At 67.0% G+C, this 12883-nt stretch carries 15 protein-coding genes, 1 tRNA gene and 1 pseudogene; 8 read left to right on the top strand and 9 right to left on the bottom strand.

All coding sequences use genetic code 11. The annotated features are described in order from the left end of the window. Nucleotides 1–70 precede the first annotated feature (70 nt). The 3 genes from NDI65_RS12370 to NDI65_RS12360 all read right to left on the bottom strand — a co-directional run bounded on the left by NDI65_RS12370 (nt 71) and on the right by NDI65_RS12360 (nt 2195). Nucleotides 71–784: a hypothetical protein gene (locus NDI65_RS12370; protein ID WP_089779289.1), complete on the bottom strand. Its 714-nt coding sequence runs from the start codon at nt 782–784 to the stop codon at nt 71–73. Nucleotides 785–893: 109 nt separating this feature from the next. Beyond that, nucleotides 894–1877, bottom strand: coding sequence for an aldo/keto reductase (locus NDI65_RS12365; protein ID WP_089779291.1), 984 nt, complete (start codon nt 1875–1877; stop codon nt 894–896). A gap of 244 nt (nt 1878–2121) precedes the next feature. Continuing rightward, nucleotides 2122–2195: transfer RNA gene (locus NDI65_RS12360), tRNA-Tyr, on the bottom strand. A 116-nt stretch (nt 2196–2311) separates the two neighbouring features. On the opposite strand from NDI65_RS12360, the gene NDI65_RS12355 reads away from it, so the two are divergent. From NDI65_RS12355 to ftsZ, 3 genes are all read left to right on the top strand, one after another. Next, the gene (locus NDI65_RS12355) at nt 2312–2917 is read left to right on the top strand and encodes a zinc ribbon domain-containing protein (protein WP_089779293.1); all 606 of its coding nucleotides are present in this window, start codon (nt 2312–2314) and stop codon (nt 2915–2917) included. Nucleotides 2918–3129: 212 nt separating this feature from the next. Beyond that, entirely contained in the window at nt 3130–3315 is a 186-nt protein-coding gene (locus NDI65_RS12350; RefSeq protein WP_004970382.1) for a ribbon-helix-helix domain-containing protein, read from the top strand. Between the two features lie 2 nt (nt 3316–3317). Further along, nucleotides 3318–4526, top strand: coding sequence for a cell division protein FtsZ (ftsZ, locus tag NDI65_RS12345; RefSeq protein WP_007274830.1), 1209 nt, complete (start codon nt 3318–3320; stop codon nt 4524–4526). 169 nt (nt 4527–4695) lie between these two features. Here the strand turns inward: ftsZ and NDI65_RS12340 are convergent, their stop codons facing one another. After that, entirely contained in the window at nt 4696–5661 is a 966-nt protein-coding gene (locus NDI65_RS12340) for a TIGR00269 family protein (protein WP_004970384.1), read from the bottom strand. 134 nt (nt 5662–5795) lie between these two features. Here NDI65_RS12340 and NDI65_RS12335 point away from each other — a divergent pair, with 134 nt between their 5' ends. Beyond that, nucleotides 5796–6443: a hypothetical protein gene (locus NDI65_RS12335; RefSeq protein ID WP_089779295.1), complete on the top strand. Its 648-nt coding sequence runs from the start codon at nt 5796–5798 to the stop codon at nt 6441–6443. Between the two features lie 64 nt (nt 6444–6507). Here NDI65_RS12335 and NDI65_RS12330 read toward each other — a convergent pair. Next, a pseudogene (locus NDI65_RS12330) lies at nt 6508–6693 on the bottom strand (hypothetical protein); the annotation flags it as partial. Between the two features lie 75 nt (nt 6694–6768). Here NDI65_RS12330 and NDI65_RS12325 point away from each other — a divergent pair. Next, nucleotides 6769–6984 (top strand): zinc ribbon domain-containing protein, encoded by a 216-nt coding sequence (locus NDI65_RS12325; RefSeq protein ID WP_007274834.1) that lies wholly within the window; start codon nt 6769–6771, stop codon nt 6982–6984. 18 nt (nt 6985–7002) lie between these two features. Here the strand turns inward: NDI65_RS12325 and NDI65_RS12320 are convergent, their stop codons facing one another. Continuing rightward, the gene (locus tag NDI65_RS12320) at nt 7003–7350 is read right to left on the bottom strand and encodes a helix-turn-helix domain-containing protein (RefSeq protein WP_089779297.1); all 348 of its coding nucleotides are present in this window, start codon (nt 7348–7350) and stop codon (nt 7003–7005) included. A 134-nt stretch (nt 7351–7484) separates the two neighbouring features. Between NDI65_RS12320 and NDI65_RS12315 the strand changes: the two genes are divergently transcribed. Beyond that, entirely contained in the window at nt 7485–8123 is a 639-nt protein-coding gene (locus NDI65_RS12315; RefSeq protein WP_089779299.1) for an NAD(P)H-binding protein, read from the top strand. Nucleotides 8124–8186: 63 nt separating this feature from the next. Here the strand turns inward: NDI65_RS12315 and NDI65_RS12310 are convergent, their stop codons facing one another. The 3 genes from NDI65_RS12310 to NDI65_RS12300 form a co-directional block, all read right to left on the bottom strand. After that, entirely contained in the window at nt 8187–8939 is a 753-nt protein-coding gene (locus tag NDI65_RS12310; RefSeq protein WP_089779936.1) for a methyltransferase domain-containing protein, read from the bottom strand. Nucleotides 8940–9062: 123 nt separating this feature from the next. Continuing rightward, nucleotides 9063–9944, bottom strand: coding sequence for a deoxyribonuclease IV (locus NDI65_RS12305; protein WP_089779301.1), 882 nt, complete (start codon nt 9942–9944; stop codon nt 9063–9065). Nucleotides 9945–10007: 63 nt separating this feature from the next. Next, nucleotides 10008–10835 carry a biotin/lipoate A/B protein ligase family protein gene (locus tag NDI65_RS12300; RefSeq protein ID WP_310893694.1) on the bottom strand — a complete coding sequence of 276 codons (828 nt, stop codon included), beginning with the start codon at nt 10833–10835 and terminating at the stop codon, nt 10008–10010. A 165-nt stretch (nt 10836–11000) separates the two neighbouring features. Between NDI65_RS12300 and NDI65_RS12295 the strand changes: the two genes are divergently transcribed. Continuing rightward, nucleotides 11001–11651 carry a VOC family protein gene (locus NDI65_RS12295; protein ID WP_089779305.1) on the top strand — a complete coding sequence of 217 codons (651 nt, stop codon included), beginning with the start codon at nt 11001–11003 and terminating at the stop codon, nt 11649–11651. A gap of 48 nt (nt 11652–11699) precedes the next feature. Further along, a complete protein-coding gene (locus NDI65_RS12290; protein ID WP_310893693.1) occupies nt 11700–12755 on the top strand; it encodes a sensor histidine kinase in 1056 nt (351 codons plus the stop codon). Nucleotides 12756–12883: the final 128 nt, after the last annotated feature.

The following is a 12883-nucleotide window of genomic DNA, read 5'->3' as shown; positions in this document are numbered from 1 at the left end:
GAAACTGTACTTGAATATAGCGAAGCGGGGGGTTCGGCCGTCCCGGTCTCGCCGGGTTTCTCGCTGGCCGTCAGCGACGGACCTCGGGGCCATCTCCCCAGACGTATCGCCCCCACCGTTCGAGGACGTACCACACCCCCGCGACGAGTACAATCCCGTTTCCGAGCACGTACCCCGCGTTGTGGAGGTCGGTTCTCACACCCTCGAATCGGACTGATAGCGGTGGCTGGGTCACGCGGTAGTACCGCCCGTCGTACGCGATGAGAACCGCAGTAAGGCGTTCGTGTGTCCGAAGTTCCCCCGTTCGAACGAGTTCGCGTCGTCGCGGGGTGGTGGCGGAGACCGCGAGCTCGTCGTAGAACGCGTGCAACGCGACTCGCTCGGCGGTGACTCGCACCGTCCCATCGTCCTCGCGTTCGTGGAGGCGGTAGACCTCATCGACGTCCGAGGTGATGCCGCTAGTCCCGACGACGGCGTACCGGCGGTCGACGAGCGAGTCGGGGAACTCTGCCTTCGTTCGAGACCCGTTTGCGGCATCGCGGAGTGCCGTCCGTTCCGGTCGGTCACCGGGACCGTCGCTGGCGACGAACACCGCCGACGGCCCCGCCGGGTCGACCGTGGTGTCGTCCACGACGGCCTCGGCAGCGTCCTCAGGAGCGGGAGACAGTTCTCTCGCCTCGTAGGTGTACGTCCTGTCGGGGGTCGTCGCGTCGAGCGCAACCGACCCGCCGACGAGCGCGACCCCAACGGCGACTGCCAAAAGAAGCGTCTTGCGGGAGGGCACTACCGGAACCGAACGTGTCGGGTGGTAAGTGTCTTCTGTGGGAGGGTAGCAACTATCCGTCCGTCCACGGAACCGCGGAGTCACACCCCGAGCCCGCGACTGGGCTAGCTTACCACCGATGGTGAACGTGCTCTCGCGCGTACGCGTCGTAGACCTCTTCGACGCGCTGGAACTGGTCGGCCGACAGCGGCGGGAGCGACGCCGCGGCGACGTTGTCGCGGATGTGTTCGGGCGACTTCGACCCGGGGATGACGGTGCTCACGGCGTCGAACGAGAGAATCCAGCGGAGCGTGAACTGCGCGAGAGACACCCCCTCGGGGACGACCTCCTGTATCGCGTCCGCGGCGGCGAGGCCGTCTTCGAACGGGATTCCGGCGAAGGTCTCGCCCACGTCGAACGCCTCGCCGTGTCGGTTGAAGTTCCGGTGGTCGTCCTCGCCGAACTCGGCGTCCTCGGAGAGGGCACCGGTGAGCAGCCCCGACGCGAGCGGGACGCGAACGATGACGCCGACGTTCCGGCGCTCGGCCTCCCGGAAGAACAGCTCCGCGGGTCGCTGTCGAAGCGGGTTGAAGATAATCTGGACCGTCTCCACGCCGTCGTACTCGATGGCCTTGAGCCCGTCTTCGACCTTCTCCACGCTCACGCCGTAGTGGTCTATCTTCCCGGCGTCGCGGAGCTCCGAGAGCGCGTCGAACACCTCGGGTCGGTAGTACACGTCCCGCGGCGGGCAGTGAAGCTGTACGAGGTCGAGCGAGTCGACGCCGAGGTTGTCCCGGCTTCGGTCCACGAACCGTTCGAGGTTCTCGCGGTTGTAGCCGTCGGCCTCGTGCGGGTCGAGCCGACGCCCCGCCTTGGTGGCGACGGTGACGTCGTCGTCGCGGTCGGCGAGCACGTCTCCGATTCGGCGCTCGCTGTCGCCGTCGCCGTACACGTCCGCGGTGTCGAGGAAGTTGATGCCCGCGTCGAGGGCGGCCTCGATGGCGTCGTACGCCTCCTCGTCGGTCACCGAACCCCAGCTTCCGCCGAGTTGCCACGTACCCAGCGCGATTTCAGAGACGTCGAATCCGGTCGTGCCGAGCGGTCGAAGATTCATGCTGTCGGGTTGCGGGTAGACGGCAGTAAATCACGGGGTCGCGGCGAGATATACTCCGATTGTTCGTGAGGGATTTGGCGGCGGAGAATCGAAAACGAGTGTGGCCGTGTCCCCTCTCGACGATGGCCCGCGCTCCCCGATTTGAACTCACTCGCAACGCTTCGCGTTGCTCGCTGCTCAAATCGGGTCGAGACGTCCTTCACGTACAACACCGCTCGCTCCGCTCGTGGGTGTTGAAATTCAATCCGCTCTCCCCGATTTGAACGGGGGACAAGCCGATCTACAGTCGGCTGCTCTGCCAGGCTGAGCTAAGAGCGGTCACCGACTGCTATCCGGTCGACGCGTTTAACCATTATCATTCTCGCCGCCGCGTGCGTGTGCTGTGTGTCAGACACGTGCGAACATTGATATGCCGCCGAGATAATCCCCGAGTAATGAGTAAAATCACGTTCCGCGCCGACGACGCCCTCGTCGAGCGTCTGGACCGCCTCGACACCTCGAAAAGCGAGGTGATGCGCGAGGCGCTCCGTCAGTACCTCGACGAGTTGGAACGTGACGACGCCGCGGGCGACGCGTCCGACACCGCCGCCGGGGACGACGGGCTGGACGGTGCGCTCTCGGCGCGGGTCGAGGAACTCGTCGACGACCGACTGGACGAACGCCTCCCGTCGCTCGTCGAGGAAGCCGCGGCGGCCCGCGAGGCCGAACGTCCGACGCCCTCGGAGTTGAACGTCAACATCAACGTCGATGGTTCGAGCGACGAATCCCGCGTAAACGCGGGCGTCGACGGCGAATCGACCCCGGATACGGTTCGTAAGACACGGAACGAACTGGAGTCTGCAGACGCGGACGGCTCCGAGATGAGCTGTAGCCAATGTGGCGAATCCGTGGGTCCAGACCACGTGTACTGCCCGAACTGCGGCGAGAAGACGTCCCACCGCGTGTTCTGTGAATGCGGGGACGAGCTCCGCTCCGACTGGGCGTTCTGCCCCGACTGCGGCCGTCGGACACCCGCGGCCGACGTTCTGGAACAAGCATAACCGGCGATTAAAGCCCCCTATACGGGATATTCAGCTCCTGTCTTACAATCGCCGTTACATTTATATTCTATCCCTCTGTGGTGATTATCGCGTAAGACGGTTGTCTTACAGCCACCCGACGACGGCCCGAAACCCGGCGTCGTCCGTCGGTTTCCGGGTGTAAGACACACGCACACGAGTGCGGCGCGCCGTCTTACCGGGGGAATGTAAACATGGAGCGTGTGACACTACGAATTCCGAAGCAGCAGATCGAGGAGGTCGAGCGGATGGTCGAGACGGGAGAGTTCCCGAACCGATCCGAAGCAATCCGTTCCGCCGTTCGCGAGATGCTCAATGAACAGACGACAGACAAGCGACAGCGCGAATCTACCAGCAAGCGCGGCTGGGCAAAGGTGTAACTATGCAGGATATCGTTCGCGAGGCGATGGAACGGGACGAGGCCGAGCGCAAGACGCAGTCGTCGCTCGACGACAGCGACGACCAGTTCGGTGACCCGCGAATCGTCATCGTCGGCGCCGGTGGTGCCGGCAACAACACCATCAACCGCCTGTACAACATCGGTGTCGAGGGGGCCGACACGGTCGCCATCAACACCGACAAGCAGCACCTGAAGATGATCGAAGCGGACACGAAAATCCTCGTCGGGAAGTCCCTGACGCAGGGTCTCGGTGCCGGTGGTGACCCGTCGATGGGTGAACGTGCAACCGAGATGGCACAGGGCACGATCAAGGACGTGCTCGGCGACGCCGACCTCGTGTTCGTCACCGCGGGGATGGGCGGCGGCACCGGGACCGGTGCGGCCCCCGTCGTCGCGAAGATCGCAAAGGAGCAGGGCGCAATCGTCGTGGGCATGGTCTCGACTCCGTTCAACGTCGAGCGCGCCCGGACGGTCAAGGCCGAGGAGGGACTCGAAAACCTCCGGAACGAGGCCGACTCCATCATCGTGCTGGACAACAACCGCCTCCTCGATTACGTCCCGAACCTGCCCATCGGCAAGGCGTTCTCGGTCATGGACCAGATCATCGCCGAGACCGTCAAGGGCATCTCGGAGACCATCACCCAACCGTCGCTCATCAACCTCGACTACGCCGACATGTCGACCATCATGAATCAGGGCGGCGTCGCGGTGATGCTCGTCGGCGAGACCCAAGACAAGAACAAGACCCAAGAGGTGGTCAACGACGCGATGAACCACCCGCTTTTGGACGTGGACTACCGCGGTGCGTCCGGCGGTCTCGTCCACATCACGGGCGGTCCCGACCTCACGCTGAAGGAGGCCGAGGGAATCGCGAGCAACATCACCGAACGACTGGAAGCCGCCGCGAACGTCATCTGGGGCGCTCGCATTCAGGACGAGTACAAGGGGAAAGTCCGCGTCATGGCCATCATGACGGGCGTCCAGTCCGCGCAGGTCCTCGGCCCGACGACGCAGAAGCAGGCCGACAAGTCGCGTCAGAGCATCCAGTCGCGCGAGTCACAACAACAGCACTCGGGTTCGGGTTCGGAGTTCGATAGCTCGGAACGAGCCCAGACGGCGCAGAGCGGCACGTGGTCCGACGGCGGCCGCGACGAAGTCGAGAAGAACAACGGTCTCGACGTCATCCGGTAACGCCCCGTCCGACCCGCGCGGACGCCGCCGCGCCCGTCGGGTTTCGTGGGTTCTTTTTGCTGACGTGGTGTTTTCGACCGTGAGCGCTGCCGCCGACTCGGTCGATGCGACTCCACACCCGGCGCTGTCCGACCCGTAAGACACGCGCCGAAAACGAGGTCCGTCCCGCTCAGACCGCTTCTATCGACTCGATGAGCCGGCACTTCCGACAGACGTCGCCGGCGGTCTTCGACCCGCAGCGCTCGCAGTCGTTGAGGTCGACGCGGCCCTCGCCGCGGTACTCGCGGGCGGTCAGTTCGGCCAACTCCTCGTAGCCCGCCATGATGGAGTGGCGGGTGCCGGGGTGGTTCTCTTCGAGTTTCAACAGCAACTGCTGAATCTCGGCGCGGTAGGCCTCCGAGGAGTGGGGACACTCGGTGATGTGCGCCGGGAGGTCCTTCAGGTGGGCGTAGAGCGCGACCTCCTTTTCGGGCACGTCGCGGAGCGGCTTGGCCCGCGGGATGAACTCGCCGGCGTCGCGGCGCTTCTCGAAGTCGCCGATGCTGGCGTCGAAATGCTTTGCGACCTGCTTGAGGTCGCCCTCGAAGAAGTTCATGAGCGCCGTCTGCGCCTCGTCGTCGAGGTTGTGGCCCGTGAGCAGTTTGTCCGCGCCGAGGTCGTCGGCGAAGCGTTCGAGCAGGTCGCGGCGGAACACGCCGCAGTAGGCGCAGGCGGCCATGTTCTCGGGGTCCTTTTCGACCACGTCGTCCATCTGGACGCCGAACTCGTCCTCGTAGGTGACCAGTTCGTGGTGGATGTCGAGGTCCTCGGCGAGTTCGACGCAGGCGTCGACGGACTTGTCGCGGTAGCCCTCGATGCCCTCGTGGATGGTGAGGGCGACGAGTTCGATGCGCGGGTCGCGCCCGAACGTGTCGTCGAGGATGTGTGTGAGGACGACGCTGTCCTTGCCGCCGGAGAGTCCGATGACCCACGTCTGGGGGTTCTCCGGGCTGGCGTCGCGGGGAAGCATGTTGTCCTCGCGGATGCGGCGGCGCACGCGTTTCTCGACCGAGGCGCAGAGATGGTCGTCGCAGAGATGGGCCCCGGAGTAGGCCGCGTGCATCACCGCGTCGCGGCCGCACTTGTCGCACTCCATTGCCGGTCGGTTGCCCGGCAGGAGGGATACGGGTTTCGCCTCGGGGCGACCGCGGCGTCGCTCGCGCGCTCGGCCGACGACCCGACCGCGCTCGGTCGCAACCGGTTTGGCCCTCCGACCCCCAGGGACAGTCGATGGACAGAGACGCCGCCCTCGACCGCGTTGCCGCCGTCGTCGACGCCGTCGAGTCCGAGACGCTCCCCGTCCCGGTCCGCGAGGTGTGGGTCTACGGCGACGTGGCGCTCGGCCTCGACCCCCTCGACCGACTCGACGTGTACGTGACGAAAGACATCCTCCTCCGCGGCGACCCCGGCGCGGCCGAGTCGTTCGAGCGGTCTCACGGCGTGAAGGGCGTCGGCAAGAGCGTCCGCGCCGAGTGGGCTCGCGAGCATCCCGACCTGCTTCGAGCCAACACAAACGGCTACGCGGCCCCCGAGAAGTGTCTCGCCGCCCACCTGCTCCCCGACGACGACGAACCGGTTCACCTCGAAGTGTGCAACGCCTCCTTCGAGGACAACGTCACCCAGCGGCTGAAGGGCGCGGTCGAACGCGAGGCCTACGAGCAGATTCTCGACCCCCGCGGCGTCTGCCTCTACGCCGACGGCCAGCGGTCGTCGGACGCGATGTCGAAGCTCCGAAACGGCGAGTTCGCCTTCCCGACGCTCTCGGGCGCGCTGGAGATGCTCGGACTGGAGGGAGACGAGGCCGAGACGGCCGTCGAGGCGATGCGAGCCTACCGGGCCGAACAGACCGGCACGTCGGTCCGCGGCGACGTGGTCTGAGGGCGGAGCCGAGTCGAGGCCGGACCGAGTCGGGGGCGACCGGCTACCAGTCGCGGTCGTCGGCGCGGTCGGTCTCGCGGCCGCGCGCCTCGTTGTAGCGCATCCCCTCGTCGCGTGCGCGACGCTCCGCCTCGTCGCGGCTCATCGTCGGCGGGTCCCGCGTCTCGTCTCGAATCGCGGCGTAGAGGGCGACTGCGGCACCGATGCTGAGGAGGACGAAGAGGAGGAACACGAGACCACCGGCGGGCATACGCTCACCAGCGGGCGCGAGAAAGGAAGTGGTTTCGGAGGTACATTTTTCACGGGGGTAGTTCAACGGTTCAACATGAGCCCTCCACCAAGCGCCGACCGAGACGGCTGTCCGAAATGCGGCCACTCCGAGACCGAAATCGACTCCATCGCAACCACGGGAAGCGGCCTCTCGAAGATGTTCGACATCCAGAACCGCCAGTTCACCGTCGTCTCGTGTGCGAACTGCGGCTACTCGGAACTCTACCGCGGCAAGTCGAACGGGAACTTCGTCGACCTGTTCCTCGGCTGAGCGCCCGCGCGCCGCCGGTTACGACTCCGCACCGCCGTCCGCAGACATCCATTTTTCGCCCCACTCGTAGATGTCGTCGAACGCCGGAAGCAGCTCTTCGCCCTTCCGTGTGAGCGAGTAGTACACTGCGATGGGGCTGCCGTCTTCGACCTCCCGCTCGACGTACCCCAACTCCTGGAGGTCGTCCAGCACGCGCGAGAGCGTCTGAGAGTTCGCGCCCGTCGCGCGCTTGAGTTCGTTGAACCGGAGGTCACCCTCGCGTAACACGTGAATAACCGTCATCCGCCACCGCGACCCGATCTCTTCGAGCGTCTTGATGACCGGGCACTGTTCGTACTTCGCTTCGAGGCTCTGGTGCGGTGACATCGGTGTGACCTACTCACACCGAGGTTCGCTTAGGTATATTAAACTCACCCTCGTTGACCAAGTATGACGATGTAACCGCATCGTCGCGGCGAACCGGACGACGAACACGACCCACGACACACAACACACCCATCATGAACGTACTCCTCCTCGGTGCGAGCGGCCGAATCGGTACTCGAATCGCCAACGAACTCCTGAACCGCGGGCACGCGGTTACGGGCGTCTCCCGAAGCGGCGCGGTCGACGGCGTCGACGACCCCAACTTCTCGGCGGTCGCCGGCGACGCGACCGACGCAGACCAAATCGCCCGACTCGCCGCGGGCCACGACGCGGTCGCCTCCGCGCTCGGCCCGAGCGGCGACGAGTCGCCCGAAGCGCTCGTCGAGATGCTCGACGCCGTCCTCGACGGAATGCGCCGCGCCTCGGTCGACCGCCTCGTCTGGACCGGCGGCGCGGGCATCCTGAACGTCGGTCCCGACACGCGACTCATCGACTCGCCGGAGTTCCCCGAGGAGTGGAAACCCGTCGCGAGCGCCGCCATCGAGGCGTACGGCCTGCTCGAAGACGCCGACGACCTGCGGTGGACCTACGTCGCGCCCGCGGCGCTCATCGAACCCGGCGAGCGGACCGGCGAGTTCCGGACCGCCCGCGGCGAACTCGTCGCCGACGAGGACGGCGAGAGCCGCATCTCGATGGAGGACTTCGCAATCGCCTTCGCTGACGAACTGGAGAGCGGCGACGCCGTCCACGAACAGCTCGCGGTCGGCTACTGAACGGACGGTCTCGTTTTTCGGCCGGTGACTCGGCCATCGGTTCGGCCCGACGAGCAGGCCCGGCTACACCCGGCCCGTCGTCACGTCGAACGGGACGACCTCGGCCCGGCGGTACTCGCCGTCTCGAATCTGCTGGACGACCTCGCGGCCCATCTCGCGCCACTCCCGGCGGACTGACTCGTAGGAGTCGTCGTCGAGCCCGCGGCGGAGGTCGGCCTCGTGGCGGTCCAGTCCCTCGCCGGTCGCCTTCTTGGCCGCGCTCCGAACGTCGTGGTCGTCGTACGGCGGTTCGGTCAGCTTGCGGTGGTGGTACCGACGGGTCCCGACGACCGAGAGGCCGGCGTCGGCGAACAGTCCACGAACGCGGTCGCCGAGCGCCACGTCGGTCGCCACGCCGTCGCGGAAGGCGTCTCTGACCCGGCGGTCGAGCGCGGCCTCCGCCTCGACGGTCGAATCGACGCCGACGGCGGCGTTGTCGGGTTCGACCGTCGCCACGAGGTCCGACGAGACGCGGGCGAACTCGCTGAGCGCGGCCGTCGGGTCGGGGAGGTTCACGAGGAGCGCCTGACAGACGACCAAATCGAAACTGTCGGCGGCGAAGGGGAGTCGGGTCGCGTCGCCGGCGACCGCCTCGATGCCGGCGCGGTCGGCGGCGACAGAAAGCAGGTCGGTGTCGGCGTCGACGCCGACGACGCGGGCGTCGGCGGCCTCCGCGAGGACGCGCGTGAACTCGCCGGTCCCGCAGCCCACGTCGAGGATGCGGGTCCGACCGCCGAGGTCGAGGTCGGCGAGGGCCGCTCGGGAGTCGTCCCACATGCCCTCTCGCGTCCGCCGGAGGTACGATTCCGAGAAACGTCGCACACGCGGAGTCGGGCGCGGCGACCCAAAAAACAGTCGAAACAGTCGATGCGGGGGCTCAGCGGCCCCCCGTTCGGCGGCTTACTCCCCGTCGGCGCGGAGTTCGCGGACGCGGTCGATGTTCCACGCGAAGCCCTTGCCGTCCTCGGTGGGCGTCTCCAAGACGAGCGGCACGTCGTTGTCGACGATGGCGTCGTGGTTGATGAACGCGCGCATGCCCTCCTCGCCGATGAGGCCCTCGCCGATGAGCGCGTGTTCGTCCTTGTTCGTCCCGCACTCGTGTTTCGAATCGTTGAGGTGGACGCACTTGAGGTGCTCCAGACCGACCTCGGCGTCGAGTTCCTCGAACGTCTCGTCGACGCCCGCGGCCGTCGAGAGGTCGTAGCCCGCGGCGAACGCGTGGGCGGTGTCGAGACAGACGTCGAGGTCCTGTTCGGACGCTTCGAGGACGTAGCCGAGGTGGGCGAAGTCGTCGCCCATCTTCGTTCCCGACCCCGCGTCGGACTCGATGAGGACGGTGACGCCGTCGGGGATGTCGAGGTCGTCGAGGACGGACACGGCGTTGTCGAGGCCCTGCTGTTCGCCCGCGCCGGTGTGGGCCCCGAGGTGGACGTTCACGTACTCGATGCCGAGTTTGTCGGCCATGTCGACCTCCGTCTGCATCGAGTCAAGCGACTTCTGCCGGAGGCCGTCTTTGGGCGTACAGAGGTTGACGAGATACGACGAGTGGATGACCCACGGGCCGGCCAGTTTGTCGGCGGTCTCCTCGCGGAACAGTTCGGCCTCCTCGTCGGAGATGTCGGGGTCGCGCCACACCTGCGGCGAGGTGGTGAAAATCTGCCCGCAGTTGCCGCCGAAGGCGACCTGCCGGAAGACGGCGTTGGCGACGTTACCGTGCGGTGGCGTCTCCTCGTCGGAGGAGACCTTCGAACTGGACATCGAGACGTGTGCGCCGACTTGCATGGAGAGTCCGACGGGGTACCCGAACAAAGGGACTTCGGAGTCGGCGGCCCGGCCGGCCGCCGCTCACTCGGACCGCGACCCCGGCCGGCGGCGAACCCAGTCGTCGGCGCGGTACTTCCCCTCGACTTTCTCCCGCGCCCGGTCGAGTTCGTCGTCGGTCCACGACCCCTCGTCGGCGTCGACGAACCCCGAGAGCGACTCGGTCAGCGCCGCGACGAACTCCCCGCGGGAGGCGTCGGCGAGTTCGTCGATGCCGACGACGCGCTCGCGGAACGCCTCGGGCGTCACGTCGTGGCCGTCGAACACGTCGAGGTGCGTCTCGGCGTCCACCGAGTAGGTGAGAGAGCCGTGCTGGACGACGGCGTCGCGGCGGCGGTACTGGGCGTTGCCCGCGACCTTCCGCCCCGCGGCGACCATGTCGTGGGCGGGGTGGAGCGCCCGCAGGTAGCAGGCGGGATGCCAGATGACGGGCACGTCGTCGTCGACGAAGTCCACGTCCACGCCGACCGCGCGAATCGCGTCCAAAATCGGCTCGCACAGCAGGTGATAGCAGTCCATGAGGTCGCCCGGTAGCTCCGATTTCGGCGCGGCGATGGAGTACGCCACGTCGCCGTGGCGGTCGTGGTAGATGCCGCCGCCGCCGGTCTGTCGGCGGGTCACGTCGATTCCCTCGCGGTCGCAGTAGCCCCAGTCGACCGTCTCCGGGTCCTGTCCGTAGCCCAGCGAGAGGCAACTCGGCTCCCACGAGTAGACGCGGACGGTCCGGGGGCCGCCCGCGGCGGCCGTCTCGCCCGCGACCTCGTCGAGCGCCATCTGCATCGGTCCCGGTCGGACCTCCTCGCGAATCAGCCGCCACTCGCGGTCGGCAATCGATTCCTGCGAGTCGTTCATACGTCGGTTTCGTCCATCCGGGAGAAAGCGATTTCGACGCTCGACCGTCGCGGCGAGTCCGTGCGGCCCGCTGCGGCGGTCACCGGTCAGGTCACCGACCGCCGCCGCGGCAGAGTCGGCCGACGCGAGCGATTCCGTTAAACCGCGTCGCGGTGACGTGGGACCATGAAGTTCACCCGCGTCGCCCTCGCCGCGACCGACCCCATCTCGCTGTGTGAGTTCTACGTCGAGACGCTCGGCTTCGCGGCCGTTCCCGGGTCGCAGCGCTCGGCGACCGCCGGGGAGACGACTCTGTGGTTCGAACTCGGCGACACCGACCCCGGCCACCTCGCGTTCACCGTCTCCGCCGCGGTCGACTCCGTGGTCGCGTGGCTGACCGACCGCGAGGGCGTGACCGTGCTCGACACCGACGAGGGGCCGAGCGTCCGGTTCGACTTCCTCGGCTGTGACTCCGTCTACTTCGAGGACCCCGAGGGCAACGTCGTCGAGTACGTCTGCTACGACGGCGACGCGACCGGCGAGTTCGACCCGGCGACCGACCTCCGCGGCGCGACCGAGGTCGGGATGGCCGTCCCCGACGTGGAGTCGTTCGTGGCGTCTCTGACCGAGGCGCTCGGCATCGAACCGCTGGAATCGTTCGAGGGCGGCGAGCTCGTGTTCGTCGGCGACCGGGACGCCCGCTTCGTCGTCTCGCCGGCCGGCCGCGCGTGGTATCCGACCGACAGCGAGGCGACCGTCGGCCCGGTGTCGGCGCAGTGCGACGCCGACGGCGTCTTCGACCCCGAGGGCCTCCCGTACCGCGTCAACGCCGAGTGACAACTCGTTTCAGAGAAACGTTATTACTCCAACGAGAGTCAACGAACTGTGAACGTCTCTCGTCTCGTCAGCGCAGGGTCGCTCAGTCTCACCGGGCTGGCCCTGTTCGCCATCGTCTCGAACAGCGTCGGCTCGGTCGCATCCGACCTCGCGGGACTCGTCGCTGCGGCCTTCGGACTCGTCATCTCGGTGCTCTTCGTCGCCCTCGGCCCAGTCGTCTACCGAAGCGACCTCAAGACCGTTCACATCGCCCGCGTCGCCGGTTGGAACCTCCTCGGCGTCGTCGTCACCGCGTTCGTCCTCGCACTCATCGGGAGCTACCAGCGGGCCGCGGGCGGAACGGTCAGCGAGCCGCTTTTCAGCGCCGCCGTGGTCGTCGGCGTGAGCGCCGTCGCGCACGTCCTCATCGGTCTCAACGACGTGCGCCGGATTCGAGCCCGCGAGCTGTCCGAGCAGTACAAGCGCTCGGCGGTCATCAATCGGCTCGTCCGCCACAACCTCCGACACACCGCGCAGTTGCTCCTCGGCTGGGGCGACCAACTCGCCACTGACGGCGGCGACGACGCGACCGTCCACATCGGCGAGCGACTGAAAGCGACCGGCGACGACCTCGGAACGATGAGCGACCAGGTCAAGACCGTCACCCAACTCGTCGACAGCGACCCCGAGGGCGAGACGGTCGACCCGCGCGCGCTCCTCGAACCGCTGGTCGACGACCGCTCGGCGGCCAACCCGGAGGCGACTATCACCGTCCGCGGCGACGACTCCGCCGCGGTCGTCGGCGGGAAGAAGCTGAAAATCGCGTTCCGCGAAATCGTCGAGAACGCGCTCGAACACGCCGGCCCCGCCCCGACGGTCGAAATCACCTACGAGCGCGTCGGCAGCGAGGTCGTCGTGCGAATCGCGGACGACGGGCCGGGCATCCCCGACCACCAGCGCGAACTCATCGAACAGAACGTCGAAGAGAGCGACCTCGCCCACGGCAACGGGCTGGGCCTCTGGCTCTCGAAGTGGATCGTGGAGGCCTACGGCGGCGAGCTTCGGCTCCCGGCGACCGAGGACGACGAGGGCGCAGTCGTCGAGTTCCACCTCGACGCGGCGTGAGTCCACAGCCGCGGAAGCGAGGGGAGTGACTTATTTTCGGGTTCGCTGACTGAATCGGCCGCTCGGGAGACGTACAACCGACCAGAAGAGCGGTTCTGGAGTCGGGGCCAGTCCGAGTGGTTATACCC

This window comes from Haloferax sp. S2CR25, assembly GCF_031624535.1.
In the GTDB taxonomy this organism is placed as follows: Archaea; Halobacteriota; Halobacteria; order Halobacteriales; family Haloferacaceae; genus Haloferax; species Haloferax massiliensis.
The sequence above is the reverse complement of the archived record's forward strand: the minus strand, read 5'-3'. Positions and strand labels throughout refer to the sequence as shown.